A 26,119-nucleotide genomic window follows, 5' to 3' on the forward strand; every position below is an offset into this window, starting at 1 on the left:
CAGGTTGGATCAGAACGCCGGAACGATGGCTCCCGCGTATTTATCTTCAATGAACTTCTTTACGTCGTCGCTGTTCAGAACCTTCATGAGCTTCTGGATGCCTTCGGAATCCTTGTTGTCCGGACGGGCGGCGACGATATTGGCGTAAGGGGATTCCTTGCCTTCGATGAACAGGGCGTCCTTCGTCGGGTTGAGCTTGGCGTCGAGAGCGTAGTTCGTGTTGATGATCGCGAGGTCGACCTGGTTCAGGACGCGCGGAAGCGTGGCGGCTTCAAGCTCCTTGAACTTCAGGTTTTTCGGGTTCGTCGCGATATCCTTCACCGTGGCGCTGATTCCGGCTCCGTCCTTGAGCGTGATCAGGCCGTTGTCGGCCAGCAGCTTGAGCGCGCGGCCGCCGTTGGTGGCGTCGTTCGGAATCGCGATTGTCGCTCCGTCCTTCAGCTCGTCCTTCGACTTGAGGCTGTCGGAGTAAGCTCCGATCGGCTCGACATGCACCGTGCCGACGCTGACGAGATCATAGCTGCGTTCTTTGTTGAACTCGTCCAGGTAAGGAACATGCTGGAAGAAGTTCGCATCCAGCTTTTTCTCGTACAGCTGCACGTTCGGCTGGACGTAATCCGTGAACTCGACGACTTCAAGGCTGACGCCTTCTTTGGCCAGCGCATCCTTGATGTGGTTGAGAATCTCGGCATGGGGAACCGGCGAGGCTCCGACTTTCAAAGTGATCGGCTCGGAAGCGCCTGCGCCAGCGTTGGAAGCAGCGTTTTCTGCCGCGCCGCCGGCGTTGTTGCTGTTCTTGGCTCCGCAAGCCGCAAGGGCAAGCACAAGCAGCGACAAGGTAAGGACAGTAAACCATTTTTTCATGAGTATGACCCTCCGATAAATGTAGTGTAATCTCTCTGTCTTATCTCCGGCTGATTCGGCGGACAAGCCAGTCTCCCAGAACCTGGAGCAGCTGAACCAGCACGATGAGGATGACGACCGTCACGATCATGATGTCGGTCTGGAAGCGCATATAGCCGTAACGGATCGCCAGGTCTCCCAGTCCTCCTGCTCCGATGGTGCCCATCATCGCGGTGTACGATACGAGCGTGACCGCTGTGACCGTGATCGCGGCGAGCAGTCCCGGCCGGGATTCCCGCAGCAGCACGCGGCGGACGATATCCCATTTGGAAGCTCCCATCGCTTGAGCGGCCTCGATGACGCCCTTGTCGACTTCCCGCAACGCCGTTTCAACCAGTCTGGCAAAAAACGGCGCAGCCCCGATGACGAGCGGCGGAATCGCTCCCTTCACGCCGATGGTCGTATTGACGATCGCCTCTGTGAGAGGCATGACCGCGATCATCAGGATGATGAACGGCACCGACCTCAGAATGTTCACGACGAACGACAGGACGGAATAGAGGGCCGGCATGTAGAGCAGCTGGCGGCTGGACGTCAAGTACAGCAGAACGCCGAGCGCGAGGCCGAGAAGGACCGTGAAGATCATGGAGAACACCATCATCGTCAGCGTATCCTGCGTCGCCTGCCAGATTTCGTCCCAATTGATATTCTCCCAAGTCATTCCGGCAGCACCTCCACGTCAAGTCCGCTCGCGCGAAGCGATTCGATGACGGCGTCCGCCTCGCCGGGACCTCCGCCGCTCAGTTCGACAAGAAGCTGTCCGTAAGGAGTATGCTTCATGCGGGAGACGGTTCCTTGTAGAATGGCGCATTGCACGGGACTGCCCTTCAGCGCTTCGAAGAGCACCGGCTGGTAGGTTTCTTCACCGACGAAATGAAGCCGGATAAGCCGCGAATTATCGCGGGTCCGCAGCGGAGAGCCGTCAGACAGATCGGACATCTCGTCGACGAACTGCCTCGTGACCGGGTGGGACGGCTTCAGAAACACGTCGAGCACGTTGCCGAATTCGACGATCGTACCGGCGTCCATGACCGCGACGCGGTCGCAGATGGAGCGGATGACGCCCATCTCATGCGTGATGAGCACGATCGTCAGCCCCAGCTTCTCGTTGATGTCCATCAGCAGCGAAAGAATGCTGTTCGTCGTCTGCGGATCGAGCGCGGAAGTCGCCTCGTCGCAGAGCAGCACCTCGGGATCGGCAGCGAGCGCCCTCGCGATGCCGACACGCTGCTTCTGGCCGCCCGACAGCTGGGACGGGTACTTGTCTCCGTGCGCCTGCAGGCCGACCAGCGTCAGCAGCTCGTCCACGCGGCGGGCGATGGCCGGCTTCTTTTGGCCTGCCAGCTTGAGCGGAAACGCGATATTGTCGCGGACCGTCACGCTGGAGAGCAGATTGAAATGCTGAAAGATCATGCCGATCTTGCGGCGTTCCCGCTGCAAGCCCCGTTCTCCCAGACCGGTCAGGACGACTTCCCCGACCTTCACCGTGCCGCGCGTCGGGCGCTCCAGCAGATTCATGCAGCGGATCAGCGTGCTTTTGCCGGCTCCGGAATGGCCGATAATGCCGAATATCTCGCCTTTGCGGACATCGAGCGTGATGTCGCGGATCGCGTCTACTTCTCCGCCGCCAGCGCTGCGGTATGTTTTCGTCACATCCTGCAAGTGAATCAGGTTTATCCCTCCCGGAACAACACCGCCTATCAAATCCTATAAAACCAAGTAGTTTAAATGGTATTATATAGGCGAGCGTTGGTTTTGTCTATAGTGGATGAAATATCGTTCTAGCATGCGGAACGGCGCGGTTTTAATACCCCGTTCCCAAAGTATTTATTCTATTATTCTGACATAGTCATGTCAAATTGCAGAAGTTTCCTTGCCATCAGGCTCCGTTTTATGATTTATATTAGATGACTTTCAAAAGCAAGGGGAATTGACGTCGAAGCCTTCTTGGCGTCCGCTCGTCCGTTTCCCCGGATTCAAGCGAGGACATACCTTGATCTATTTCGTCAAATTCGTATACAGCCTGCTCCTTCCACCCGGATTGTTCCTGCTTCTGCTCGGGGTCGCCGTCTGGAGAGCATGGATCCGGGACCGCAAATGGACATGGCTCCCGCTGCTGCTGCTTGTCGCGCTGTACTTGATGAGCTCGGGGCTGGCCAGCGACGCTCTCGTACGCAGCATCGAAAGCCGCTATCCGCAGCCTTCGCCGGCCGATGTGCGGCTGCAAGGCGACGTGCTTGTCGTGCTCGGCGGCGGAGCGACGCCGGATACGCCCGATCTCGAAGGACTCGGCAACCTGTCCGGTTCGGGGGAAGCGAGGCTGCTGGCTGCAGTCCGGCTGCATGCCGCTACTGGGCTGCCGATTCTGTTCAGCGGCGGCCAGGTTTTTCCGGACAGCGGCAATGAAGCGGACATCGCGGGCAGGCAGCTGCGCCAGCTCGGAGTTCCCGCCGAGAGCATCTTCCTCGAGAACCGTTCGCTCAATACCGAGCAGAATGCCGCTTACAGCAAGGTGCTGATGGAGGCCGAAGGGTTCAGCCGTCCCGTCCTAGTCACTTCCGCCTTCCATATGAGACGTTCGGTGGAGACGTTCCGGCAAGCCGGGCTCACGCCCCTTCCCTATCCAGTCGACTATGGGGCGCCGGCCGATGCCGTCTTCTATTGGAGCAAGCTCCTCCCCTCCGGCAGCGCCATGGCTGCCAGCTCCACGGCTCTCAAGGAATGCCTGGGCATGCTGGCCCTTCGGCTGAAGGGCTGAGCCTGAGGCAAGAGCCCGCATGAAATAGCGGTAAAATGAAAAAAACGGTCCTCCCCGTCGCCGGGATAGGACCGCTTTTTGCTGCTTAGTCGAAGTACACCGTCTTGCCCGTGCGGGCCGATTCGTAGATCGCTTCGAGAATCTCCGTCACGACAAGCGCCTGCTCCGGCTTCACGACCGGTTCCGTATCATTGAGGACGGAATCGATCCATGCGGAGCATTCCACGTCGATATCGCGCTGCGACGTGCCGCTGTAGAAAGCGACGCCTCCTGCGTTCAGATCGATTTCCTTGACGTACAGGCGGCTGCTGTCCTCGCCGTTGATCCGGAGGCCGCCCTTCATGTCGGCTCCGCCTTCCGTCCCGCTGAGCGAGCATTTGGCTTCGTCGATGTCCAGCGTGTTGAGCGCCCAGCTCGCTTCAAGCACGATCGTCGCGCCGTTCTCCATCTTGATGAAGCCCATCGCGGAGTCTTCCACGGTGAACTTGGCCGGGTCCCACGGTCCCCATGCATTGGCCGCGTTTTCCTTGGAGCCAAGCTTATGGAAGACCGAGCCCGTCACCGACACCGGCTTGTAGTTGTCCATCATCCACAGCGTCAGATCCAGCGCATGCGTGCCGATATCGATAAGCGGTCCCCCGCCTTGTTTTTCCTCATCCAAAAAGACGCCCCAAGTCGGAACGGCGCGGCGGCGGATCGCATGCGCCTTGGCGTAATAGATCTCTCCGAGCTCTCCGGCCTCGCACACCTTCTTGAGATGCTGGCTGTCCGGGCGGAAGCGGTTGTTGTACCCGATCGTCAGCTTCTTGCCGGAGCGGCGCGCCGCCTCCAGCATCGCTCTTGCTTCCTCGGCCGTCTTGGCCATCGGCTTCTCGCACATGACATGCTTGCCGGCATCCAGCGCGGCGATCGAGATCGGCGAATGCGAATCGTTCGGCGTCAGCACATGCACGATATCCAGGCTGCCGTCCTTCAGCAGCTCCTGATAATCGGTATAAACGGCTGCGCCTTCAATGCCGTACTGGTCCGCGGCCTGACGCGCCTTCTCCTCGACGATATCGCAAAATGCCGCAAGTTCCACGTTTCCGTTCTGGCTCAATGCCGGCAGATGCTTGCCGTTCGCGATGCCGCCGCAGCCGATGATGCCCACACGCAGTTTGCTCATTGTCCAACCTCCGCAACTTGTAATTGAAAGCCCTTACCCATCTTTAATGTACCACAGAGCCTGGACGGAAAAGACTAGCGAATGAGGACATTCTATATGCAAAATTGCGACATCGCATCCGTGTCATGCCGCATGAATACAAAAAAGGAAGGAAACGAGCGCTTGCCGCTCGCATCCTCCCCTGTTGAAGCAGGCCTATCCGTTCAATTAAACGACATCGTAGCCTTGCTCTTCGATGACTTCCTTGATCGCCTGCACGGACAGCTTGGAATCGTCGAATTCCACCGTTACTTTGCCGGATGCAAGGTCGACCTTCGCGCTGCCGCCCGCATTCCGGACCGCGCCTTCGACGGAGCTGACGCAATGCCCGCAGGACATTCCCTTTACTTGAAGAACTTCTGTCGCCATCTATTCCACATCTCCTTCAGGCTCTGCCGGAGCCGGGATTTGAATGCTCTTTCCATTCCAATATACCCCCCAGGGGTATATATGTCAAGCCGGATTGTTCCTTGCTTATTCATGCTCAATCTCCGAGGCGCAGCCTCGCTCCTTAATGAGCATACCGCCAGCAGAACCATTCCCGCCCTCTCGGCACGACATGTTCATCCTTGAGCACCGCTCGCCCCTTCCCATTCCTGCATCTCTTCCTCCGACAGCACGCGAATCCCGTGGCGGCGCAGCAAAGCGGCCGTGACGCCGCTGCCGGGAATTTTCATGCCATTGAAATGGCCGTCATAAATGGTGGCGCTGCCGCAGGACGGGCTGTTCTCTTTGAGAATGACGGTATCGGCGCCGACCGTCCTCGCCTGTTCCAGCGTCTTGTACGCCCCCGCCAGATAGAGATCCGTGACATCGAGGCCGGATCGGTCCACGACGCGCGCAGCGCCGTCCAGGACATCCTCCCCGCTGCCCCCTTGAATCTCCGCCGGTTCGCGAGGGGTAGAGAAGCCTCCCATGAGCTCCGGGCAGACAGCGGCGGCACGCCCGTCGCTGAGCATCTCCCTGATCGTCTCGCTCAAGCAATGCGTTCCGTCATACCTGACCTCATGCCCGGCCAAGCAGGAGCTGACTAGAATCATGAGCCTCGCCTCCTTTCTGTCTTGCCATCTTGCCTTTCATTATAATACGGCGCGACAGACAGCTCCATCCCTTCCTTCGCCGGAAAAAGAATGTGTGCGGATGCAAGCGATCTCGATTAAAATGCTGCTGACGCAGATTGCCCGCTCCCTCGGCCTTCAGCAGAAATTCGGCGAAGCCGAGGCTGTTCTGGACCAAGCGCAGACGCTGCTTGCCGATTCCCCTCCTTCGGCCCGAATTGAACGCCAAGGCGCTCCGGCTTGTCGAGAGCAGCCCGGCTGCCGGCCGCTGGCTCGGGTCTCTGTACAACAACGTCGGCTGGGCGAAGGTCGAGGCCGGCGAGCTGGAGGAAGCGCTCTGGAGTTGTTCGGAAGGGCGTTGAAGTTCCGCTTGGAGCAAGGAAATCCGGCGAATATCGCCATGGCGGGATGGTGCGAGGCCAAGGTGCTTCGGCGGCTCGGCCGCGTGGACGAAGCCTATGGAATTCGCTGGAGCTCCTCGCTCAGAAGAAGGCTTCCGATCCTGACGGATACGTGTACGAAGAGCTCGCCGAATGCCTGCATGCGCTCGGAAGGCCCGATGACGCCGCGGATTATTTCGCCGCCGCTTACTCGGTCCTGTCGCAGGACCGCTGGTTTTCCGAGACTGGGCGGCTCGAGAGAATGAGGCGGCTGTCCCTCGCCAAACCAAAAAAAACCAGCCGGCGTGACGCATCGCTCGATGCGCCTGCCGGCTGGTCTTGATTCCGCCTTGCTCGGCAAGCCGCTGAAGCATCTACCCGACAGGGAGCTTGCCTCTATGACGGCTTACTTCGCCAAATCCTCGATCGAGGAAATATCCATATAAGAAGGAACGACAAGGCCAAGCTTGGTTCCCTTCAAATTCGCCCCGAGATCCTCGTACTTGTCCTTGTACTGCTCCGCATAGTCCTTGTGCGTAATCGGCAGCCATGCCGCTACGATCGCGTCGGCGTCGCCGTTCGCCACTCCCGCCCACATCGGACCGGCTTCCACCTGCAGCAGCTCCGTCTTGTAGCCGAGGCGGTTATCCAGCACCCACGCCACAACGTTCGTGCTGGCGATCTCGGAATCCCAGGCGACGTAGGCGAGCTTGAGCGGCTTGCCGGACACCTTCTCGATGCCGTCCACCCAGCCGTCGATCAAGCCGGCGTTGTCCTTCGCCCAATCGGCGGCGGCGGCGGCCGGTTCGGCGCCTTCCTGAATGGCCATCATCACTTTGGCCATATCGGCATCCGTCCATTCGAACCGGTCGAGGAATTCATATGCCGATGGCGCATCCTGCTTCAATCCGCCGCGTACGATCGTATGGATCTCCTCGTCCTCCCCGAACGATTTTTTGGGATCGTCCAGATATTTCAGATCATACTTCCCGAACATCCAGTGAGGCGTCCAGCCGGTGATGACGATCGGCTCCTTCTTCTTGATCGCCTTGTCGAGCGCAACGGTCATCGCCGCTCCCGAGCCTTCGACCAGCGTCCAGTCCGACAAGCCGTAGTCTTCGATAGCCCGATTGGCGGCAGCCATCAGGCCGGCGCCGGGATCGATGCCGATGATCTTGTGGCCGACCGCCTTGCCGACAGATTCCTCGCTTCCCCCGGAAGCCGTTCCATTTTCATTGCCGCTCGAAGAACAGCCCCCAAGCGCGATAGCTCCTGCAAGTCCGAGTATTCCAACCATTTTCCAAGAGTTCCGAATCAAAATATCTATCCTCTCCTGTCTGCATGTTTTTTCCCTTTGACGAGATGCTGCGTCAGCCGATCCAGGAAGATCGCCAGAATGACGATGGCCAGGCCGGCTTCGAAGCCTTTGCCCGTCTTGATCTGGCTGACGGCGCGGTACACGTCCGCTCCGATGCCCTGCGCCCCGATCAGGGAAGCGATGACGACCATGGACAGAGCGAGCATGAGCGTCTGGTTGATGCCTGCCATGATGGACGGCACCGCCAGCGGCAGCTGCACCTTGAACAGCTTCTGGGAAGGTGTGGATCCAAAGGCATTCGCAGCCTCCACCAGATCGGCGGGCACCTGGCGTATGCCGAGATTCGTCAGGCGGATCGTCGGCGGCACCGCAAAAATGACCGAGGCGATGACGCCGGGCACAACGCCCAGATTGAAGAATGTCACAGCCGGGATCAGGTAGACGAAGGCCGGCATCGTCTGCATGAAATCAAGAATGGGCGTCACGATGCTCTGCGTGCGGTTGTTCCGGGCGCAGGCGATTCCGATCGGCACGCCGAGCACGATGCTGACGATCGCCGATGTCAGCACGAGCGCCAGCGTATCCATCGTATGGTCCCAATAGCCGAGATTGTCGATCAGGAACAAGCCGACGAACGTGAAGAGCGCCATCGGCCAGCGCATGATCCACCAGGCCAGCGCCGTAAACAGAACGATCAGCACGATCGCAGGCGGAAGATGGAGCAGATAAGAGAAAAAGTCCACGACGCCTTCGATTCCGGCTGAAATCGGATCGAACAGGAAGTTCATGTTCTCCTCGATGGAATCCACGACTTGGTCTACCCATTTATCAAGCGGTAGTTTCGGCAGCATCCTCGCTCACCTCCCGTCCGGAGACATGACCGGCAAGCGCTCCGAGCACGGCTCCGCGCACGATGACGCCGACGATGCGTCCCGCCTCGTTCACGACGGCGACTGGATACTTGCTGGTCCCGCATATGTCGAACAGCTCGTGGAGAAGCATATCCGGAGTGACGACAGGGGTATCCCGGATAACGATCTCCTCCAGCGGCTGTCCGCGCTTCGCCGCTTCCGACGCGTCGTCGGCGGTGAGGACGCCGATCAGCTTGCGGCTGCGGTCCGTCACGAACAGATTGGAGATGCCGCTCTCGCGCATCAGCTGCAGGGCGACCCTGGCGCCGCGGTCGAGACCGATCGTCTCGGGACGCCGCATCACATGGGAGGCGGTGAGCACCTTGGACAAATCCACGTCCTCGACGAACCGCTCCACATATTCGTTGGCAGGATTGACCATGATTTCTTCCGGCGTGCCGATCTGCACGATCGCTCCATCCTTCATGAGCGCGATGCGGTCCCCGATCCGCAGCGCCTCATCCAGATCATGCGTAATGAACACGATCGTTTTTTTCATCTTCTCCTGCAGCTCCAGCAGTTCGTCCTGCATATCCTTGCGGATGAGCGGATCAAGCGCGCTGAACGCTTCGTCCATCAGCAGTATTTCAGGGTCGTTCGCAAGCGCTCTTGCCAGTCCGACCCGCTGCTGCATGCCGCCGCTCAGTTGATCGGGATAACTGTCAGCCCTTTCTTCCAGTCCGACGAGCCGCAAGGCTTCCCTTGCTTTCGGCTCTCTTTCCTTCTTGGGCACTTTCTGGACCTCAAGTCCGTACTCCACATTCTCAAGCAGTGTCCGATGCGGAAACAGCGCGAATTTCTGGAAGACCATGCTGATCTTTTTCTGGCGCACCTTCCTCAGCTGCTCCGCATTCAAGCGGGTAATATCCTGTCCCGCGATGCGGATGGCGCCTCCCGTCGGCTCGATCAGCCTGTTCAGCAGGCGCACGAGAGTCGATTTCCCGCTGCCGGACAGCCCCATGATGACAAAAATTTCTCCCGGCTCGACGGCAAATTGAACCCGGTTGACCCCAACCGTATGCCGCGTTTCTTTAAAGATCCTGTCTTTGCTCCACCCTTCCGTCAGAAGCGGCAGCATTCGTTTTGGATCCTCGCCGAATATTTTCGTCACATCCGTGACTTCAATGATCGACAAGCGCTTCACCTCCTTATGGCCTCTCTTGCGGCCAACGCTCACTCGAACTAGTCTATCGAACAATTCACGACACCGTCAACCGTTTTATCCGTATAATAAGTACGTACGGTTTTTTCTGTTCATACTTTACGTGCGAAATGCTCCCGTATCCTCTCTTATACTCGTTCATCAACCGCTTTACATTGCCGGGAATGTTTCTTACAATTACTTTGTCAGCCGAGAAGGCGATGAAGGAGCGGACATGATGACCAATGATTTTGCCGGCCTGGAGGCCGCGCAGGAGCAGGCAATCCAGAAGGCGCGCAAGCGCGTGATCGAGTCCATCGGCAAGAACATGGACCTGTACGGCATTACACAGTCTACAGGACTGCTGTATGGGCTCATGTTTTTCCAGGACAAGCCGATGAATCTCGACGAGATGGGCAAAGCGATGGAAATGAGCAAAACCAGCATGAGCACCGGTATCCGCACGCTGGTTGATTTGAATATGGTGAACAAGGTATGGGAAAAGGGATCGCGGAAGGACTTGTATGAAGTCGAGCGGGACTGGCACCAGACTTTCGCCGATTTTTTTGTCCTGAAGTGGAGAAAGGCCGTGGAGCTCAACCTGATGGCGCTTCGCCGCTCCAAGGCAGAGCTGGACAAGCTGGCCGAGAGCAGCGGATCGGAAGCAGAAGCCATGCTGATCAGCAGCGATCTGGAGAAAATCCGCCAAGCGATCGACTATTATTTGTGGCTGGACCGGGTCATCGATCTGATGGAATCCGGCGAGATTTTCAAGCATGTGCCGAAGGAAGAGCCTTCGAGCTGAAACCAAGAAAAGCCTTCCCCGGCGGGAAGGCTTTTCGGTTTTGTTGCTGGAATATAACCGACTGCGCAAAAAAGAAAGACAGGCAGCTCGCGCCGCCTGTCTCCCCTCATCCTTCAGAACCGGAGCCGTCCATCATTCCCCGGCGTCGTCGGCCGCTTCTTCCTCTTCGCTTACCATCTTGCTGTAATCCTCGCCCGTCACGACGCGGCGCGCGGTAACGTAGCGCTTGGCATAGTAGGCATCGTCCAGATCCGTATACCGGACGCCCTTGCTCGAGGAGTGGGCGAACTTGCCGTCTCCGACATAGATGCCGGCATGCGAGATGCCGCGGCCGTTGGTGTTGAAGAAGACGAGGTCTCCCGGACGAAGATCATCCTTTTCCACCTTCGTGCCGGCCTTGGCCTGGGATTGGGAGGTGCGGGGCAGCTTCACGTCGAACTGGCCGAAAATATAGCGGACGAATCCCGAGCAGTCGAATCCTGCTGTAGTCGTGCCTCCATACTTGTAGGGAGTGCCGAGAACCTTGCCGACGGATGACTTCAATTCGGTGCTTGCGAACACGCTGGATGATGCGAACACGGCAATAAGAATGAAAGCGGTAATGGACATGATGACTTTCTTCACAGATGGTTCTCCCTCCGGTGCCTACGAAGTTAGCTGATGGGTTCGGTAGAAGGTTCCCTAGAATTCTCTCTTGCAGAATTCATTCACCCCGAGTGGTTCCCCCGTTTTTCTTATCGAAAATTCGGCATTTATTTTGTTTCAAGCTTGTTTGCTGATGGTTAATATTCGTAGTTTTTTGTCGAACTCCTCCCTTTGGATTATTAGAAGTCTTTCATAATTCGACTTTTTCGGTCTAAGAGGGTCGTTCGCCCTTGTTTATATCGTAATAGAGATATTTTTGATGCCTATTTCTGAACAAATAGTCCTTCCCCTTTCTTCCTTTAAAGTACTCTATTCCCATTCGATAGAAATTTCTCCCTGCATTCATCCAATTTTCCCCTTTTATCGATAAGCACTTTCATTGATAATGAAAGTGCTTTCAATAGATTCGAAAAAGGAGGTCGGATATTCCCTCTCATTCTTGTTTCGCCCCTATCATCCTATCCTTCAGGAGGTATCGTTCATGTTCAAACCGAACCGCCGCATAGCAGCTTCCGCGCTGAGAGTCTTGATGCTTGCCGTGCTTCTTGCCTTCTCGCTCCTTCCGCAAGGCGTCGCCGTCCAGAAGGCCAGCGCTGCGGATGCATGCAGCGGAGTCGCTGCCTGGAGCTCGTCCTCCATCTATACCGTCGGGCAGAAGGCGGTCTACTCCGGCACGCTGTACGAAGCCAAATGGTGGACGCAAGGCGAGCGCCCGGATCTCGCCGGAGAATGGGGAGCCTGGAAAGTGCTGTCACTCTGCTCGGCATCCCCTACGCCGACTCCTACGGCAACGCCTGCTCCTACGGCGACGCCTAAGCCTAGCGCCACTCCGACACCGACGCCGACGGCCACTCCTGTCCCTGCCGGCAAAATCATCGGCGCGTATGTAGCCGACTGGCATTTCCCCGTCATCAGCACCGTGCCGGCCGAGAAGCTGACACATGTGTTCTATGCCTTCGCCGACGCGACCTCTGCCGGTGTCAGCGGAGGGGATACGGGCAAGCTGGCGCAGCTCGTCTCGCTGAAATCCAAAAATTCGAATCTCAAGGTTCTCGTCTCCGTCGGAGGCTGGGGCCGCTCCGCCAGCTTCCCCGCAGCAGCGGCTACGGACGCGAGCCGCACGGCGTTCGCCAACAGCGCCGTATCCTATATCCGGGCCAATAAGCTGGACGGCATCGATATCGATTGGGAATATCCGGGCTCCGGCGACCGCGCGAACTATACTCTGTTCATCCAGAAGCTCCGTTCGACTCTGGACTCGGCCAGCTCGGCCGATGGACGCTCCGCCAACAAATACCAGCTTACAGCCGCCGTCGGCGCCTCCGACTACGGTCTCGGCAACATCGATATCGCCGCCGTCATTCCCTCCTTCGATTTCCTCAATGTCATGACGTACGATCTGCAGAACGGCGCGAATACCCATCACACCGCCCTGTACAACTCCTCGATGGCAAGCTACAGCGTCGATTCCGCCATCAAGCTGCTGAAGAGCAAGGGCGCTCCGGCAGCGAAGCTCGTCGCCGGAGGCGCCTTCTACTCCCATGGCTCCGGCGATTACACCTATGATGAGCTCAAGGCGAGCTATATCAACAAGAACGGATGGACCCGCCAGTGGGACTCCACGGCAAGGGCTCCATACCTGACGAATTCCAGCGGCGGCTTCCTCAGCTACGACGATGCGGAATCGCTGACCGGAAAGGTGAATTACGCGAAGTCCGGCGGACTCGGCGGCATCATGTTCTGGGAGTATGGCCAGAACATGAACGGCGAGCTGCTGGAAGCCATCTATCAAGCGATGAAGTGAACCACGGATTGCAGAACGAAAAGAGCCCGTTGTGCCGGTCCGGCATAACGGGCTCTTTTTCGGCTTGAAAGCTGCCTGCAAGCGTCTTTAAAGAAGGGATTGAAACGATTGGCGGATGACGTCGCCGCGGCTGATGATGCCCGCAAGGAAGCCGCCCCGGTGGACCGGCAGCTTTTTGATCTGCTTCTTGCCCAGGATGGCGGCGATCTGCTCGATGTCATCCTCCACGGAAGCGGTTACAACTTTTTTCTTGGCGATCGCCATGACATTCAAAGGAAGCAGCCGCTTCAGCCTCTCCTCATATTTATCGTTGTCGCCATTCACGACGGCCGTGAAATAAAAGGCATCGACGACAATGTCTTCATGCTTGCCGATGTATCGCATGATATCGCCGTCGCTGACGTATCCGACGATTACGTTGCGCTCGTTGACGACGGGCAGGCCGCTGATGCGGTAAGCAAGAAATCTCTCGATGACATCCCTCACGGTATCGGATTCCTTCACCTTATAAACCTTGGAGATCATAAAATCCTTGGCTTTCATCCTCATAACCCCTCGATTCCGATTTGCGGACGCTTCAAACAAGTTGTATGATGAAAGTATATACTTGAATTATACAACTACTGGACATCGTGTCAATGGTTATCCCTGCCGCCGATTGTTCATGCAGCGCCGGGATGCGCTGCCCCAAACCTATGCCGAACGATAATGAGGAATTGTGATGAACGAACTTCCTTTCGAGCATATCGAGCTCGAGCTCTCCATCCTCTCCAGGCTCGTAGCTTCCGCCACGACCTACAAGAAGGAAGGAATGCTGGATCGATCCGCTTATTTGCTCCTTCAGCAAATCTCATCGAGGAGGTCCGCCAGTGTCAAGGCGCTCGCAGATGAATTCCGACTGGATATTTCCACTGTAAGCCGCCAGTCCGCTGCCCTGGAGCAGAAGGGCTATGCATACCGGATTCCACATCCGCAGGACGGCCGTTCCTACTCCCTGGAGCTGACGAAGGCCGGCGCCTTGGCCTTGGAGGCGAACCGGAAAGTCAGAGCCGATTATATCGCCGGGCTGCTGACGGGATGGTCCGATGAGGAGCAGAAGCAATTCGGCGCCCTCCTGGAGAAGTTCAATCGGGCCTGCCTGCAGGATCATCAAGCAGAGAGACAGCCTTAATCCTCACGGGATTAAGGCTGCTTTCATTCCGGAGGCTTAATGCCTGCCTGCAAAAAAGGAATGGACACATTTTCGGCATGAATTTCCGCCTCTTCCCTCTTGCCTTTTGTATCGTTATATTCTAATATTACGATATTAAGACGGGATGGGAGAATCAGCATGATGGACAAGAACACGAACGTAAAAGCTTACGAGCAGGCGGCCGAGCTGCTCAAGGCGCTCGCCCATCCGATCCGCCTCTGCATCGTCAGAGGACTGATCGGCAAGGGCTCCTGCAATGTTTCGTATATGCAGGAATGCCTCGAGCTGCCGCAATCGACCATCTCCCAGCATCTGCAGAAGCTCCGCGCCGCCGGCATCGTCGTGACGAGCCGCAGCGGCCTTGAAGTCCATTATTCGGTGCCGGATGCCAAAGTCCAGGCGCTTGTCCATATGATTACCGGAGAGGATGAATCTTGATGTCTAGAAAAATTCTGATCGTCGGCGGAGTCGCAGGAGGCGCTTCGGCAGCCGCGCGGCTGCGCAGGCTCGACGAAGACGCCCATATCGTCATGTTTGAACGGGATGCCTACATTTCATTCGCCAATTGCGGCCTGCCTTATTATATCGGGAATTCCATCAAGGACCGCTCCAAGCTGCTCGTCCAGACGCCGGAAGCGATGACCCGGCGCTTCGGGCTCGATATCCGCACCGAGAGCGAAGTGATCGGCCTCAATGCGGAAGCCAAGACCGTCACCGTAAGATCGGCATCGAAGGGGCTCTATGAGGAAAGCTACGACGCTCTGATTCTGTCGCCTGGCGCGAAACCTCTGAAGCCGGATATTCCAGGCATCGGCAATCCCAAGGTGCATACCCTGCGCAATATTCCCGACATGGACCGCATCAAGGAACAAGTCGGCCGTGACGGCGTACGCGCGGCCCTCGTTGTCGGAGGAGGATACATCGGCGTGGAGATGGCGGAGAATCTGCGCGAGCTCGGCCTCGATGTCACCCTCATCCAGTCCGGCAGCCAGATTCTGGCTCCGTTCGATCCGGAGATGGCTTCCGCGCTGGCCAAGGAAATGGAGCAGAGCGGCGTCAAGCTGATCATGAACGATTCGGTTCAAGCGTTCGGGGATGCGGGAGAACGGATTGAAGCCCGCCTTGCAGGCGGCCGGACGGTTGCCGGCGATATCGTCATTTGGGCCGCAGGCGTCGTTCCCGACACGAATTTCCTGAAGGACAGCGGCCTGGAGCTCGGAGAGCGAGGCAATATCCGTGTGAACGAACGCCTGGAAACGAATCTGCAGGATGTGTTCGCGGTTGGAGATGCGGTCGAGGTCGTGGATTACGTCAGCGGACGGGCCGCCGCCATCCCGCTGGCCGGACCTGCCAACAAGCAGGGAAGGATCGCCGCCGACAATGCCTGCGGACTACGCAGCTCCTACAAGGGTACGCAAGGCACTTCGATCATCAAAGTGTTCGGCCTGACCGGGGCAGCCACCGGACTGAACGAGAAAATGCTGAAGCGGCTCGGCATTCCCTACCGGGTCACCGTCGTACATCCGAGCTCCCATGCCGGCTATTATCCAGGCGCCTCGCCAATGACGCTCAAGCTCATCTTCAACGATGAAGGCCGGGTTCTAGGAGCCCAGGCCGTGGGAGCCGACGGTGTCGACAAGCGGATCGATTCCATAGCCGCTGTCATCCGGCTTCGCGGAAGCGTCACGGATCTGACGGAGCTGGAGCTCGCCTATGCGCCTCCTTTTTCCTCCGCCAAGGATCCCGTCAACATGGCCGGATATACGGCAGAAAACATTCTGACCGGGAAGACGAATGTGTTCACGGCAGACGAGCTCGGCTCCCGCAGCGACAGCGGAACGATGCTGATCGATGTCCGCACGGTATTGGAGCATGAAAACGGCCATATCCCGGGCTCGCTCCATATTCCGGTGGACGAGCTGCGCGAACGCCTTGGAGAACTGGACCCGGCCAAGGAAATCTGGGTATACTGCCAGGTCGGGCTTCGCGGCTATACCGCTTCGCGCATCCTGCTCCAAAAAGGCTTCTCCGTACGCAACCTGACAGGAGGGTATAAAAGTTACCAAATGGCACAGTATAAACCGAATCCGCCGCAGCTGCCGCTCGTCATGATTCCGCCCTCCGGAGCCGAATCCGCTGCCGCTGCCGAAGCGGTTGCCGGACAAGCTCCGCTGCCGAAGGAAGCTATCGCTCAAATCCACGTCGAGCTCGATGCATGCGGCCTCAGCTGCCCCGGCCCGCTTATCGAGGTCAAGCAGAAGATCGATGCCATGCAGGAAGGACAGGTGCTTCGAGTCACCGCGACCGACCCGGGCTTCTACGAGGATATAAGCGCTTGGGCGACCATGTCCCGCAACGAACTGTTGCAGCTTGAAAAGAAACCTCGCGGCGTCATCGAGGCTTATGTGCGCAAGCCTGTCGCCGCCGAAGCAGCGGCAGCCTCTCCCCGTTCGGGCGATACGCCCGAGGGCAGCTCCCTCATCGTCTTCAGCGGCGATCTGGACAAGGCGATCGCTTCGTTCATCATTGCCAACGGCGCCGCGGCAAGCGGCAAGAAAGTAACGATGTTCTTCACGTTCTGGGGACTCAACGTCATCCGCCGTTCCGAGAAGGTGGCTGTAGAGAAGAGCTTCATGGGCAAGATGTTCGGCATGATGATGCCGCGCGGCAGCCGCAAGCTGGGCATGTCCAGGATGAATATGGGCGGCATGGGCGCCAAGATGATCCGCGGCGTCATGAAGGGCAGCAACATCTCCTCCCTCGAAGAGCTGATCCAGACCGCGATCGGGCAAGGCGTCGAAGTCGTCGCCTGCACGATGTCGATGGACGTCATGGGCATCAAGCGCGAGGAGCTGATCGACGGCGTCAAGCTCGGCGGCGTCGGCTATTACCTCGGCAAAGCCGATCAGTCCGGCATCAACCTGTTCATTTAACTTCATCCCCGTACCGGTTTGGACCGGACGGGGATTTTTTGCGTCCGATCCAAAAAGGCATTCCGGAACAGCGGAAGGAACGAAGCCCCTCCGCTATCCGAAATGCCTTCATGCCGCCGTTTAGATGATCGATACGCCCGCACTGGCAAAGCCTGTGACGGCTTGAACGAGCACAGAGCAGGCTGCAGCGATTGTGTAGACCAAGAGCAGGCGATTGCCCGCAGCTACAGGCACCGCCAACCCCGTTGCGGAGCCGGTGCTTATCGAGCCTACCGCGACGGCTCCCGTGAGTGCAGGCGCAAGCGTAACCGCCGTTTCCGCGAGCGGGGAGAAGATGTTGCTTCCAGCCGGGGAGCTGTACAGCTGCACGGTTAAAGTCTATACACGGTGCCTCGCTTTTTTTGTACAGAAAATAAAGGACTTGGGATGCGGAATAAGGAGGAATGAAACAAGACTATGCAAATTCAAAATAGGATTGAAATGTAATTGGGCCGTTTATCTATTGTAGCTAGTCCAGTTAAGTCTGCACTTCTCCAAGGGCCTCTGGGGTCACTATCTGGATTAGATAACTTGTCCAAATCCCTCAAGCTGCCTCTGAGAGTTGACAAATTACTCTTCTGCCATAACAGATACATTTTTCGGGGCACCACCTTACATATACAAAGTACCCCCGGCCTGCCGTTTCATGCCCCAATCCTTACACAGTAAGACTTGTGTTCGTCAAATGCTGACGATTCACAAGTCTTTTGTTTTTTCATTGGGGATGACGTTGGTTTGCCTTGCGGAACCGTTATCAAATGATTATCGTAAGCAACTATAAAGAATGCCAAGCGAAAGGTGTGCGATGGAAATGGAACAGATCAGAGAAGAATTAAGTGTGATGTATATGGAATACTGGAACCGGTTGAAAAACACACTGGTAGACAGGAAAGTTGACTTGCCTAGCTTGTCTAAGCCCTTCCTTATTGATGCGGTTGGGCCTTATCAAGAAGCTTCAGTAAAAATACTGTTTGTGGGAAAGGAAACTTGTGGATGGGGAACATACATTGATCTCGTGAATCGGGAGCCATATGATGCGATCGACGACTTACAGAATGATTATATCCGGTTCAGACAGGATGGCAAATGGGCTCATACGCCTTTCTGGAGAGCATGCAAGCTCATCCATGACAGGCTCAACCCGGATGGTCCGAAAGACGGTTACATGACCAGCAATCTGATCAAGCTCGACCAGAACAAGACAAGACCGTCCGTTGAGGTTGAAGAGATCATCTGCAACCATTTCCCATTGCTTCCATATGAGATCAGTATACTGAGGCCGGATGTTGTTCTCTTTTTTACCGGTCCGTATTACGATGACAGATTGCAAAAGACATTTACCGGAGCTGCTCTGGAGACAGTAAACGACTTGCCTTCTAATCTTCTATGCCGGGTCGTCCATAAGAAGCTCCCGTATCATTCTTACCGCACTTATCATCCCGGTTACTCGTTACGCGGCAACAAAGCAAAGGCTGTCAAATTTGATCCGGTGGCCGATACTATCGTCAATCGTGCAACAACAGCACAATAATCTGTTCAAGACCAGCGAGCCAGGAGCCATCCTCGGTTCGCTTTTTTTATGCCTTCTATTCCACTTGAAAGGGGGTGAACAAAATGGTTGTGAAAAAAGGATTGCCGGCTGACGTTTCTACCGTTCTGAAGTAGCTTGTTATAAATGGACACCTCAGTATGGCTGGCCGCGTTCTTCTAACCTATTGCCGCCGTACCTATGTGGTGGATAAAGAAACTGCCGCCCGCTGAACCGTTGTCTACTTTCAACGAGAAATCCCCCAACAGCTGCAAAAGTACCGGAAACGATTGGCGGGAGCATGAGGATGTCGATTTCAAGGAAAGGAGTATGAAAAGATGACCTATGAATCATTCAGACGTAACAGCCAGAAAAAGTATCTTGGGTTCTTCGAGCAAAAAGGGAGTCTGTAAATCTTTTGTGTAAACTCCAAAACCAATATACGATGAAATGAGACGAAAGGTTGGGGAGAGCACATGGGACTGTGGACAAAGGAGCAACTAGCGGCCACGGAAGAACTGGCTCTGCTCGAGCTCGACCGATTCGAGGAGACATGGAGCACCAAGTATCCGCTCATCCTTCGTTCATGGCCCAACAACTGGCCTGAGCTCGCGACATTCTTCAAGTATCCACCGGAAATCCGTAAGCTCATCTACACCACGAACATGATTGAAAGCAATCACCGGCAGCTCCGCAAGGTCACCAAGGGCAAGAGCATCTTCCGACAGACGAAGCCCTGCTCAAAATGCTCTATCTGGCGACCATGGACGTTGTCCGGAAGTGGACGGCCGAATCCAAAACTGGGACAGATTCTCCTCCAGCTCTCCGTTTTCTTCCCCGATCGCATCGGCCAGCATTTACGCTAAGGCTTCACTGTCGGTGAGTTTACACAAAATTCTTGACAGACCCACAAGTTTCTTGATTCCGCGATTGCTAATAAAAAATAAATGAGCGCGGCACCGTTTATGGACGGTTGCCGCGCTTTGTCTTTTTTATTGATCCTTTTCCACCAAGATCATGTTTCATCGTTGAACTCGGACTCATTCACTTCAGCAATATTCGCTGCAACTCATTTCAATCAGAAGGTTGAAATTTAAAGCAACTTAATCAGCTCTTCCAGCTCATCAACCAATACTTTTGCATGTTCAAAATCAGCAGCTTTTAAAGCCATTTCTATTTTCATTTCAACGGATTTTTTATTTTGTTCCGTTTCTAAATAGTCTCTATCAAAATGACTAGCGTAAATCATCTGTCTAAATTTTCGCATGCTCATTTTTCTAATCGTCTTATCGTCAATGATTAAAACATAATCCATGCCATTTACGACCGAATAGAAATCATGAGAAATCATGAGAATCGCACCTTTATAGTCTTCAATGGCTTTCTCCAGTGCTAGTTGTGAATAGGTGTCCAAATGGCTTGTCGGTTCATCTAGAAGCAATACGTTTGCTTTACTGGCAGAAACTTTAGCCAATTGAAGCATATTTTTTTCTCCACCAGATAAAGATTCTATCTTTTGATTAAGGATTTCTCCTTCAAAGCCAAAGTTTGAAAGATACGATCGAATCTCATCATAAGTTTTAAACCCAGCATCGATGAATTCTTCTAGTATTGTATTAGAATCCTTTAGCATTTCGCCTTGAATCTGAGATAAATAAGCCACTTTAACATCAGCATGTATTTCAATGGAATCATGATTGTTTTTATAGATATCTCGGAGCAAAGTCGTTTTACCGGTACCGTTCGAACCAATAATGGCTACTTTATCAGTGGATTTGATCTCAAAGCTAACCTTATCCAAAAGCAGCTCATCAAAGGCAACACGATAGTTGGTGACATTTACAACCATGGTGTCTTCCATTTCATTCTCAATACCAAAATTAATATTCGGTTGCTTAATATCAACAAATGGCGCTTTAATTCTACGAGCTTCAAATCTTTCTTGAAACTTAACTCTAGCTTTTAGCGCTTTCCCTCTAGATGCTTCTGAATTATAAGTTGCGATAGCTCTAAGATTATTGATTATGTTCTCGTTTCTCTCCATTTCTTCATCATCGGCGATTGCGAGTTCTTGCAACTCGATTTTTTTCTGAAGCAAGGAGAAGTTATAATCGATATATCGCCCATCAAACTCTTGGATCTCCGTGTTTTCAAGGTGGATGATTTTGTTGAAACAATGATTCAATAGATATCGGTTGTGCGTAACAACTAGCAGTGTTCCTTTGTGAGAATTGATCAGATTTTTAAGCGCATTCAGGTTTTCAAAGTCTAAAAATACATCTGGTTCGTCCATAATCAACAAGTCTGGACTCCTAAGCATTTCCTTCATCACTTGAATAAGTTTGAATTCCCCACCGCTCAGGTCGGATACCCTAAGATCTTTTAGCTTCATGAGGTTAGCTAGATTTAGTTTCTTATTGATTTTGCTTTCAAAATCATCCCCGCCGATTGAATCAAATGCGTCTAAAGCTAATTGATACTTTTCTAATAACGAATCAATATCCGATGATGTTTCCATTTCAGAACAAATAGAAGTTATTTCATTTTGTATCTTCATAAATTCTTCCCCAATATACTCAAAAACGGTTGTTTCTTTCGTTTTGTCTAGTTGCGCGAATTGACTTACATGTCCAATTCTGCAAGTGGGGTCTATTTCCAGCATGCCCTCGAACAAATATCTTTCCGGATCCATCAGTATATCTATCAGCGTACTTTTCCCACTGCCGCTTGTTCCTATAAAAGCGCAATGTTGTGCCTCTTCAAACGTAAATGAAATGTTTTTATATAGTTCTTTTTGCGGAAATGAAAAGGATAGTTTATCAACTTTTATCATAGTATGACCCTTCTTTATAACTAAAATAGTGACTATTACTAGATGTATTGCAAAAACATAGATTTTGAGTTTACCGTTGTTAGAGTAACACTGTTTACAACCAACTTCAATCGATTTGTATCCCATCCCTTGTGGGTCAGAGTTCCATGTTACCTCCTTAACTGTCCTCATAAAAGCGCCGGAATGGAACCCATTGAGAAGGTGCTCGATGCCAAGCCGATAACGGGCAGCTCTTCCATGGCAACAATGCTATATCAACCCAAAATCACCTATCAAATGCATTCACTTCTTGAACCCGTAAAAATGCAGCAAGTCATACGTTCCCTTGGCGAACAATATGAAACGATTTTAGTCCCGCAAATCAAAATGAATGAAAGCTGGATGAAAGGTGGTGAAAAGGAGGATGTGGCTGTCATGAATGGTACAGTTGCGATCACACAGGGTAATTCCCCGCATTCCTTTACAGAAAAGCAAGTAATGGGGGTGTGCTGGCTTGATAGGCATTTAAAGCAAGCTAATCTGGTCATTGATGAGAGTAAGGAGAAAGCGACCCTATTATCGTTAAGCAACCCTAAAGTAAGGCGAAGTTATCACAGGGAAGGTCAATGGATTGTCGTCGATTTCACAGTGAAGACAAAAGGATTTATTCGCGTACAAAAACAAAAAATGACACTCACCGCGCTTGCAAACAAAGCTGAAACGATAATTGAAAAGGAGATCCGAGAAACATTCGATACGTCTAATAAACAGGGTGTCGACATTTACAATTTGAAACTAGGCTGTTATCGGCAAAAAATGAAGCCAAGCGATTTAATAAAGCTTGGGAGCATCGACGTCAGGGTTATAATTGAAACCGGTATGCTTAAAAGGTAAGTTGATCGTTTTAAGGAGTAATTCCGGCCGTGAGTTGAAACTCCACAGCCCTCACATCACATCCAACCATATTCCACCCCGATGACTGCGTGCCGCATGGTGAACCGGTTGAAGGACGGGACGAAGATCGTACGCATGTACGGGAGACCGAGAAGCCTATTTTAAGCTTAAAGTGAAACCAGATTTTCCAACCATACGGCAAGCGCTTCGCCAACTTTATCGGGTGCGTCTTCTTGGGGATAGTGGCGACCCGGCACAATAACTTCGGTCTGCGATGGCCATGTACGGCAGAAATCGATGTGGGATTGCGGCAATAAGCCGGGGTCGCATTGAATGAATAGTTTGGAGACAGTGCTTTGCGCCAGCCATTCTCCATTATCATTGACAATCTTCGTTACATCAGGCGGGTTTCCGTCGAACGGAAGCTGGCGTGCCCAGCTGAGCGTAGGACGTCGGCTCTCGCCCGGTTCCAGGAACGGCCGGCGGTACTGTGCCATTTCTTCATCAGTCAGCTTGCGTAATATGCCTGCCGGCAGGTTATACTCGATGAACGAACTTTGCTCCAGCACCATTCGTTCTCCTTCCGGCGTCAGAAGCGCCTGAAAGATCTTGCGTCCATTCTCCGGAATTTCACTCCAACTGCGTGGTTTAATAATCGCCTCCATGTACGCGATGCCCTTGACTGCGCCGGGATGGCGCTTCGCCCAATCGAAACCCAGCACTGATCCCCAGTCGTGCACCACGAAAGTCACACGCTCGCTCACGCCAAGCTGTTTGAGCAGCTCGTCGAGGTAGCGGCGGTGTTCGATAAAGGCGTACGCGTGAGGTCCGCTATCCGGAAGCTTTGCGGAATCGCCCATGCCAATCAGATCCGGCGCAATGCAGCGGCCGAACTTCTGAGCATAAGGAATGATGTTGCGCCAGAGATAGGAAGATGTGGGATTGCCGTGTAAGAAGACGATCGGGTCGCCGCTTCCTTCCTCCACATATGCCATCTCCAGACCGAATATTGGTTTGCGCTTTTTCTCATAAGGGAATGCCTCGTTAATCATTTTGCATCGCACCCTTCAATTTTATTTGATCATATTTAGAACGCGCGATATCGATGGCATGAGCGACATCTTGCTCGGTATTCAAATAAACGGATACCCAACCTGAATCAGGATACATATGATGCGGCTTTGCCTTCCCTTCTTCAATCCGCCGATTGCGTTCAGATTTCGGCAAAAGAAGGTCGAACAAGCGGTTGCCGTGAGTATGCCCGATTTCCATTCCGTTCAGCTGAAATTCCTCCCCTCCGAACCGATGAGGATGCTTGGTAACGCCAGCCCAAGTCAACAGCTCTTCCGTCAAGTCTGCTCCCCGTACCCGCACATATTACATCTCCTCCTGTTCGGTCAGATTGTGAAGCACAATTTTCAGCAAGCGTACCAACAAGTCATACTCCTCATCGGTAATACCTTTCTGGGTTTTGTTCTTAACACGAGCCAGGGCTTCCTGTACCTTAGGTACCACCATACGTCCCGAATCCGTCAAATAGAGAAGATGATAGCGGTTGTCGACGGGATCGGCTTCCCTCCGCACGTAACCTTCTGCTTCCAGCTTTGCAATCGCCTTGGCGGTAGTCGTTTTGTCAATGAGCAGTTTCTCGCTTAGCGCCTTCTGCGTGATTGGCTGCTGAAACGCAATCGCCATCAGAAAAATGTACTGCCCGCTTCCGATTCGATAGGGCGCCAACTCCGCTGAGATCAATATCTGCATGTGTCGGTATATGGCTGAGATGTATTGTCCGTGCGATTCCGCCGCGCCCTCGTCATTCTTCCTCCCATGCTCACTCATTTGATCACCTCCTTTTAATAGGATGTTATTGCAACTAATTGTATGATATGCTGAATAGGATGTTATTGCAACTATTTTTTTTAAGACTTACCCGCTGGCAGTTTATCGCCTCTTCGATTTCCCCCCGACCTCCGCCAAAAAACTTGCCGTTACTCGTGTTCACCGTATCACAAGTAACGGCGAAAAATGGCACCCAGATTGGGGGCCATTAATGATGGAGCGACCGGTCTTGTTTGGGATCGACGACCAGTTTTTCGTAATTGGGCGATGTGCCTGCTGGGAATTGTAGAGGATGCAAATTCTTCATCCAACACTCAAGATATCGATCAGCTGCTTCAAGGGACGAAGACGATAAACGAAAATCTGGGCAAGCTATCGGACGGCTTAACCTCCATAGAGGCAGGAATGCGGAAAGGGCAAGCCGGAGCGACGCAAATTGCAGATGGAATGAAATTGGTTTATTCATCGCTCACGTTATGGATAAAAGCTACAATTGTATTTCTCTGCCCAAGATGGATGATTCGCTTGTCGCTAAGAGCGCCTTGATCGTATTTAAGTTGTCTCTTCCGGAAGTAGCGGGCTCTCTGTTTTCTCGGATCGACTGAGCAAACTCGAACAGTACGCCATGAATGCTCTCATGCTCGGGGATCTGCGTAGGAATTTTAGTTAAGGTGCCATTACTGTCAGCGACATAAACCCCATAACCCTCACCAAGATCATCCATATAAATTACACCGTGATCGAACTGCAATCTCCATTTTCCTTCCCATGGTAACCGTGGTCCCCTGGCCAATAAACTGCTCGTATAGAAGAAAGGAACACCTTTCTCCGTTTGGTAGACTGCGTGGACATTAGGGTCACCTTTGTATCCGCTGTTCAAATAGTTCCACGTCCTGCCCCAAACACTCACAATATTGCTTTCCAGCAGGAACCGGATCATGTCAATGTGATGTACGGACATCTCCATCAGAATATAATTATCCATCTCGCGTTGATAGCCTTTACCTTCATGATTAATGAAGAATTCAGTATTAACAAATCGCATTTGCCCTAATGAGCTTTGATCAATGGTTTGTTTTAAAGTAACCACAGGTGAAACAAAGCGATAATTTTGGCTGATCATTATAATCCGCTGTTTATCTTCTGCAAGCTGCACCAATTCCACAGCATGTTCCATAGACAAAACGAACGGTTTCTCGATGAGCACATGAAGGCCTTGCTCAAGCGCTTCTTTGGCAATTTCATAGTGACTCGGAGATATCGCGGTAATAAAGACGGCGTCCGCCTCTCTCGTACTGAAAGAGTGCTTGTAATCTGTGTCCAGCAGTTCACTGGATAGGCCATGCTCACCTGCAAAGTCCTCCAGTGCAGCCATATTCAAATCAACAAGCCCTGCATATTCAAAATCAACTGACGGAAGGATAAAATTGCTTCCTACGCCTCTGCCATGAGCACCAAGTCCGACTTGAATGATTTTTAGGATCATTTCGTGGCCTCCTTTGAACGGTGCAAATGACCCGACCGGCCCTCGGGCGGCATAACACCATAAATATAAATGGCAGTCATTTGTTCGGTTACAATGAGCGAATGCTCCTGTCCCCGTTCGGTAAGCACGAGATCCCCTGGACCGATTTCATAAGTGTCACCTTCTGTTGTGCAGATCCCTTTCCCGCTAACGATGATCCAATATTCGTTACAGTCATGATAATGAAGTTCTACCACGTCGCCGACCTTCAAATAATTAATTCCATAATGACTCAACTCACACCACGGAGGAAAAAAGCTCGAATCCTGTTTTTCTATTCCTATAACCGGCAAGCCTTTCACCTCTCAAGTCGAATTGTGAATCCCTTTATTTTGTCGCTTCTGAAAAGTATAGGCAGTTTCTGCGGAGGGATACCTGTTGTACCGAACAATGCCTATTATCTCGGATGGTTCGAGGACAGCGATTCCTT

Annotated in this window: 28 protein-coding genes, 1 pseudogene and 1 riboswitch; of the genes and pseudogenes, 11 read left to right on the forward strand and 18 right to left on the reverse strand. The window is 53.5% G+C overall.

Going from position 1 to position 26,119, the window contains the following annotated elements; translation table 11 throughout:
- Nucleotides 1–9: 9 nt before the first annotated feature.
- Genes AC06G8_RS15105 through AC06G8_RS15115 form a run of 3 tightly spaced genes read right to left on the reverse strand, consistent with a single transcriptional unit; the run spans nucleotide 10 to nucleotide 2,574 of the window.
- Entirely contained in the window at nucleotides 10–864 is an 855-nt protein-coding gene (locus tag AC06G8_RS15105) for a MetQ/NlpA family ABC transporter substrate-binding protein (protein WP_480283236.1), read from the reverse strand.
- 40 nt (nucleotides 865–904) lie between these two features.
- A complete protein-coding gene (locus AC06G8_RS15110) occupies nucleotides 905–1,564 on the reverse strand; it encodes a methionine ABC transporter permease (RefSeq protein ID WP_480283237.1) in 660 nt (219 codons plus the stop codon).
- Nucleotides 1,561–2,574 (reverse strand): methionine ABC transporter ATP-binding protein, encoded by a 1,014-nt coding sequence (locus AC06G8_RS15115; protein WP_480285453.1) that lies wholly within the window; start codon nucleotides 2,572–2,574, stop codon nucleotides 1,561–1,563. Before AC06G8_RS15115 ends, AC06G8_RS15110 begins: the two co-directional genes overlap by 4 nt.
- A gap of 322 nt (nucleotides 2,575–2,896) precedes the next feature.
- Between AC06G8_RS15115 and AC06G8_RS15120 the strand changes: the two genes are divergently transcribed.
- Nucleotides 2,897–3,661 (forward strand): YdcF family protein, encoded by a 765-nt coding sequence (locus AC06G8_RS15120; RefSeq protein WP_480283238.1) that lies wholly within the window; start codon nucleotides 2,897–2,899, stop codon nucleotides 3,659–3,661.
- Between the two features lie 85 nt (nucleotides 3,662–3,746).
- On the opposite strand, the gene AC06G8_RS15125 is transcribed toward AC06G8_RS15120, so the two are convergent.
- The 3 genes from AC06G8_RS15125 to AC06G8_RS15135 all read right to left on the reverse strand — a co-directional run bounded on the left by AC06G8_RS15125 (nucleotide 3,747) and on the right by AC06G8_RS15135 (nucleotide 5,905).
- A complete protein-coding gene (locus AC06G8_RS15125; protein ID WP_480283239.1) occupies nucleotides 3,747–4,826 on the reverse strand; it encodes a Gfo/Idh/MocA family protein in 1,080 nt (359 codons plus the stop codon).
- Nucleotides 4,827–5,033: 207 nt separating this feature from the next.
- Nucleotides 5,034–5,234 carry a copper ion binding protein gene (locus AC06G8_RS15130; protein ID WP_447661546.1) on the reverse strand — a complete coding sequence of 67 codons (201 nt, stop codon included), beginning with the start codon at nucleotides 5,232–5,234 and terminating at the stop codon, nucleotides 5,034–5,036.
- 194 nt (nucleotides 5,235–5,428) lie between these two features.
- On the reverse strand, nucleotides 5,429–5,905 hold the full coding sequence (locus tag AC06G8_RS15135; RefSeq protein ID WP_480283240.1) for a 2-thiouracil desulfurase family protein: 477 nt from the start codon (nucleotides 5,903–5,905) through the stop codon (nucleotides 5,429–5,431).
- Between the two features lie 209 nt (nucleotides 5,906–6,114).
- On the opposite strand from AC06G8_RS15135, the gene AC06G8_RS15140 reads away from it, so the two are divergent.
- Both AC06G8_RS15140 and AC06G8_RS15145 read left to right on the forward strand, forming a co-directional pair.
- Nucleotides 6,115–6,285: a hypothetical protein gene (locus tag AC06G8_RS15140; protein WP_480283241.1), complete on the forward strand. Its 171-nt coding sequence runs from the start codon at nucleotides 6,115–6,117 to the stop codon at nucleotides 6,283–6,285.
- Between the two features lie 46 nt (nucleotides 6,286–6,331).
- Complete coding sequence (locus tag AC06G8_RS15145) at nucleotides 6,332–6,646, forward strand: hypothetical protein (protein WP_480283242.1); 315 nt, start codon at nucleotides 6,332–6,334, stop codon at nucleotides 6,644–6,646.
- 63 nt (nucleotides 6,647–6,709) lie between these two features.
- On the opposite strand, the gene AC06G8_RS15150 is transcribed toward AC06G8_RS15145, so the two are convergent.
- From AC06G8_RS15150 to AC06G8_RS15160, 3 genes are read right to left on the reverse strand one after another with little or no spacing between them, the layout of a single operon-like run.
- Nucleotides 6,710–7,600 carry a glycine betaine ABC transporter substrate-binding protein gene (locus AC06G8_RS15150; protein ID WP_480285454.1) on the reverse strand — a complete coding sequence of 297 codons (891 nt, stop codon included), beginning with the start codon at nucleotides 7,598–7,600 and terminating at the stop codon, nucleotides 6,710–6,712.
- A 26-nt stretch (nucleotides 7,601–7,626) separates the two neighbouring features.
- A complete protein-coding gene (locus AC06G8_RS15155; RefSeq protein ID WP_447661549.1) occupies nucleotides 7,627–8,472 on the reverse strand; it encodes an ABC transporter permease in 846 nt (281 codons plus the stop codon).
- Entirely contained in the window at nucleotides 8,450–9,667 is a 1,218-nt protein-coding gene (locus tag AC06G8_RS15160) for a quaternary amine ABC transporter ATP-binding protein (protein WP_480283243.1), read from the reverse strand. Before AC06G8_RS15160 ends, AC06G8_RS15155 begins: the two co-directional genes overlap by 23 nt.
- Nucleotides 9,668–9,908: 241 nt before the next feature.
- Between AC06G8_RS15160 and AC06G8_RS15165 the strand changes: the two genes are divergently transcribed.
- Nucleotides 9,909–10,478, forward strand: coding sequence for a GbsR/MarR family transcriptional regulator (locus AC06G8_RS15165; RefSeq protein WP_480283244.1), 570 nt, complete (start codon nucleotides 9,909–9,911; stop codon nucleotides 10,476–10,478).
- A gap of 132 nt (nucleotides 10,479–10,610) precedes the next feature.
- On the opposite strand, the gene AC06G8_RS15170 is transcribed toward AC06G8_RS15165, so the two are convergent.
- Nucleotides 10,611–11,102: a C40 family peptidase gene (locus AC06G8_RS15170; protein ID WP_480283245.1), complete on the reverse strand. Its 492-nt coding sequence runs from the start codon at nucleotides 11,100–11,102 to the stop codon at nucleotides 10,611–10,613.
- Nucleotides 11,103–11,105: 3 nt separating this feature from the next.
- A riboswitch (cyclic di-AMP (ydaO/yuaA leader) is annotated at nucleotides 11,106–11,239 on the reverse strand.
- A 365-nt stretch (nucleotides 11,240–11,604) separates the two neighbouring features.
- Here AC06G8_RS15170 and AC06G8_RS15175 point away from each other — a divergent pair.
- Entirely contained in the window at nucleotides 11,605–12,927 is a 1,323-nt protein-coding gene (locus AC06G8_RS15175) for a glycosyl hydrolase family 18 protein (protein WP_480283246.1), read from the forward strand.
- A gap of 87 nt (nucleotides 12,928–13,014) precedes the next feature.
- Here the strand turns inward: AC06G8_RS15175 and AC06G8_RS15180 are convergent, their stop codons facing one another.
- Complete coding sequence (locus AC06G8_RS15180; protein WP_447661554.1) at nucleotides 13,015–13,470, reverse strand: CBS domain-containing protein; 456 nt, start codon at nucleotides 13,468–13,470, stop codon at nucleotides 13,015–13,017.
- A gap of 178 nt (nucleotides 13,471–13,648) precedes the next feature.
- Here AC06G8_RS15180 and AC06G8_RS15185 point away from each other — a divergent pair, with 178 nt between their 5' ends.
- The 3 genes from AC06G8_RS15185 to AC06G8_RS15195 all read left to right on the forward strand — a co-directional run bounded on the left by AC06G8_RS15185 (nucleotide 13,649) and on the right by AC06G8_RS15195 (nucleotide 17,052).
- Nucleotides 13,649–14,098, forward strand: a complete 450-nt coding sequence (locus AC06G8_RS15185; RefSeq protein WP_480283247.1) for a MarR family winged helix-turn-helix transcriptional regulator — start codon at nucleotides 13,649–13,651, stop codon at nucleotides 14,096–14,098.
- A 162-nt stretch (nucleotides 14,099–14,260) separates the two neighbouring features.
- A complete protein-coding gene (locus AC06G8_RS15190; protein ID WP_480285455.1) occupies nucleotides 14,261–14,557 on the forward strand; it encodes an ArsR/SmtB family transcription factor in 297 nt (98 codons plus the stop codon).
- A complete protein-coding gene (locus AC06G8_RS15195; protein WP_480283248.1) occupies nucleotides 14,557–17,052 on the forward strand; it encodes a DsrE/DsrF/DrsH-like family protein in 2,496 nt (831 codons plus the stop codon). The genes AC06G8_RS15190 and AC06G8_RS15195 overlap by 1 nt, the downstream gene beginning before the upstream one ends.
- Nucleotides 17,053–17,172: 120 nt before the next feature.
- On the opposite strand, the gene AC06G8_RS15200 is transcribed toward AC06G8_RS15195, so the two are convergent.
- Nucleotides 17,173–17,421 carry a hypothetical protein gene (locus tag AC06G8_RS15200; RefSeq protein ID WP_480283249.1) on the reverse strand — a complete coding sequence of 83 codons (249 nt, stop codon included), beginning with the start codon at nucleotides 17,419–17,421 and terminating at the stop codon, nucleotides 17,173–17,175.
- A 481-nt stretch (nucleotides 17,422–17,902) separates the two neighbouring features.
- Between AC06G8_RS15200 and AC06G8_RS15205 the strand changes: the two genes are divergently transcribed.
- Both AC06G8_RS15205 and AC06G8_RS15210 read left to right on the forward strand, forming a co-directional pair.
- The gene (locus AC06G8_RS15205; protein ID WP_480283250.1) at nucleotides 17,903–18,622 is read left to right on the forward strand and encodes a hypothetical protein; all 720 of its coding nucleotides are present in this window, start codon (nucleotides 17,903–17,905) and stop codon (nucleotides 18,620–18,622) included.
- A gap of 500 nt (nucleotides 18,623–19,122) precedes the next feature.
- A pseudogene (locus AC06G8_RS15210) lies at nucleotides 19,123–19,485 on the forward strand (transposase); the annotation flags it as partial.
- A 227-nt stretch (nucleotides 19,486–19,712) separates the two neighbouring features.
- On the opposite strand, the gene AC06G8_RS15215 reads toward AC06G8_RS15210, so the two are convergent.
- On the reverse strand, nucleotides 19,713–21,452 hold the full coding sequence (locus AC06G8_RS15215; RefSeq protein ID WP_480283251.1) for an ABC-F family ATP-binding cassette domain-containing protein: 1,740 nt from the start codon (nucleotides 21,450–21,452) through the stop codon (nucleotides 19,713–19,715).
- Between the two features lie 183 nt (nucleotides 21,453–21,635).
- Here AC06G8_RS15215 and AC06G8_RS15220 point away from each other — a divergent pair, with 183 nt between their 5' ends.
- On the forward strand, nucleotides 21,636–22,325 hold the full coding sequence (locus AC06G8_RS15220; protein ID WP_480283252.1) for a Ger(x)C family spore germination C-terminal domain-containing protein: 690 nt from the start codon (nucleotides 21,636–21,638) through the stop codon (nucleotides 22,323–22,325).
- Nucleotides 22,326–22,492: 167 nt separating this feature from the next.
- Here AC06G8_RS15220 and AC06G8_RS15225 read toward each other — a convergent pair whose 3' ends face one another.
- From AC06G8_RS15225 to AC06G8_RS15245, 5 genes are all read right to left on the reverse strand, one after another.
- Nucleotides 22,493–23,377: a haloalkane dehalogenase gene (locus tag AC06G8_RS15225; RefSeq protein ID WP_480283253.1), complete on the reverse strand. Its 885-nt coding sequence runs from the start codon at nucleotides 23,375–23,377 to the stop codon at nucleotides 22,493–22,495.
- Entirely contained in the window at nucleotides 23,370–23,678 is a 309-nt protein-coding gene (locus AC06G8_RS15230) for a luciferase domain-containing protein (RefSeq protein WP_447661563.1), read from the reverse strand. The genes AC06G8_RS15225 and AC06G8_RS15230 overlap by 8 nt, the downstream gene beginning before the upstream one ends.
- 24 nt (nucleotides 23,679–23,702) lie before the next feature.
- Nucleotides 23,703–24,164 carry a MarR family winged helix-turn-helix transcriptional regulator gene (locus AC06G8_RS15235; RefSeq protein WP_480283254.1) on the reverse strand — a complete coding sequence of 154 codons (462 nt, stop codon included), beginning with the start codon at nucleotides 24,162–24,164 and terminating at the stop codon, nucleotides 23,703–23,705.
- A 487-nt stretch (nucleotides 24,165–24,651) separates the two neighbouring features.
- Entirely contained in the window at nucleotides 24,652–25,650 is a 999-nt protein-coding gene (locus AC06G8_RS15240; RefSeq protein ID WP_480283255.1) for a Gfo/Idh/MocA family protein, read from the reverse strand.
- Entirely contained in the window at nucleotides 25,647–25,991 is a 345-nt protein-coding gene (locus tag AC06G8_RS15245; RefSeq protein WP_480283256.1) for a cupin domain-containing protein, read from the reverse strand. The genes AC06G8_RS15240 and AC06G8_RS15245 overlap by 4 nt, the downstream gene beginning before the upstream one ends.
- Nucleotides 25,992–26,119 lie beyond the last annotated feature (128 nt).

It is taken from the genome of Paenibacillus sp. SJS-P3, assembly GCF_056711585.1.

Coding starts and splice junctions, on each gene's coding strand:
- AC06G8_RS15105 (WP_480283236.1), bottom strand. CDS start 864: ATGAAAAAATGGTTTACTGTCCTTACCTTGTCGCTGCTTGTGCTTGCC.
- AC06G8_RS15110 (WP_480283237.1), bottom strand. CDS start 1,564: ATGACTTGGGAGAATATCAATTGGGACGAAATCTGGCAGGCGACGCAG.
- AC06G8_RS15125 (WP_480283239.1), bottom strand. CDS start 4,826: ATGAGCAAACTGCGTGTGGGCATCATCGGCTGCGGCGGCATCGCGAAC.
- AC06G8_RS15130 (WP_447661546.1), bottom strand. CDS start 5,234: ATGGCGACAGAAGTTCTTCAAGTAAAGGGAATGTCCTGCGGGCATTGC.
- AC06G8_RS15135 (WP_480283240.1), bottom strand. CDS start 5,905: ATGATTCTAGTCAGCTCCTGCTTGGCCGGGCATGAGGTCAGGTATGAC.
- AC06G8_RS15145 (WP_480283242.1), top strand. CDS start 6,332: ATGGTGCGAGGCCAAGGTGCTTCGGCGGCTCGGCCGCGTGGACGAAGC.
- AC06G8_RS15150 (WP_480285454.1), bottom strand. CDS start 7,600: ATGGTTGGAATACTCGGACTTGCAGGAGCTATCGCGCTTGGGGGCTGT.
- AC06G8_RS15155 (WP_447661549.1), bottom strand. CDS start 8,472: ATGCTGCCGAAACTACCGCTTGATAAATGGGTAGACCAAGTCGTGGAT.
- AC06G8_RS15165 (WP_480283244.1), top strand. CDS start 9,909: ATGATGACCAATGATTTTGCCGGCCTGGAGGCCGCGCAGGAGCAGGCA.
- AC06G8_RS15175 (WP_480283246.1), top strand. CDS start 11,605: ATGTTCAAACCGAACCGCCGCATAGCAGCTTCCGCGCTGAGAGTCTTG.
- AC06G8_RS15180 (WP_447661554.1), bottom strand. CDS start 13,470: ATGAAAGCCAAGGATTTTATGATCTCCAAGGTTTATAAGGTGAAGGAA.
- AC06G8_RS15185 (WP_480283247.1), top strand. CDS start 13,649: ATGAACGAACTTCCTTTCGAGCATATCGAGCTCGAGCTCTCCATCCTC.
- AC06G8_RS15190 (WP_480285455.1), top strand. CDS start 14,261: ATGGACAAGAACACGAACGTAAAAGCTTACGAGCAGGCGGCCGAGCTG.
- AC06G8_RS15195 (WP_480283248.1), top strand. CDS start 14,557: ATGTCTAGAAAAATTCTGATCGTCGGCGGAGTCGCAGGAGGCGCTTCG.
- AC06G8_RS15205 (WP_480283250.1), top strand. CDS start 17,903: ATGGAACAGATCAGAGAAGAATTAAGTGTGATGTATATGGAATACTGG.
- AC06G8_RS15215 (WP_480283251.1), bottom strand. CDS start 21,452: ATGATAAAAGTTGATAAACTATCCTTTTCATTTCCGCAAAAAGAACTA.
- AC06G8_RS15220 (WP_480283252.1), top strand. CDS start 21,636: ATGGAACCCATTGAGAAGGTGCTCGATGCCAAGCCGATAACGGGCAGC.
- AC06G8_RS15225 (WP_480283253.1), bottom strand. CDS start 23,377: ATGATTAACGAGGCATTCCCTTATGAGAAAAAGCGCAAACCAATATTC.
- AC06G8_RS15235 (WP_480283254.1), bottom strand. CDS start 24,164: ATGAGTGAGCATGGGAGGAAGAATGACGAGGGCGCGGCGGAATCGCAC.
- AC06G8_RS15240 (WP_480283255.1), bottom strand. CDS start 25,650: ATGATCCTAAAAATCATTCAAGTCGGACTTGGTGCTCATGGCAGAGGC.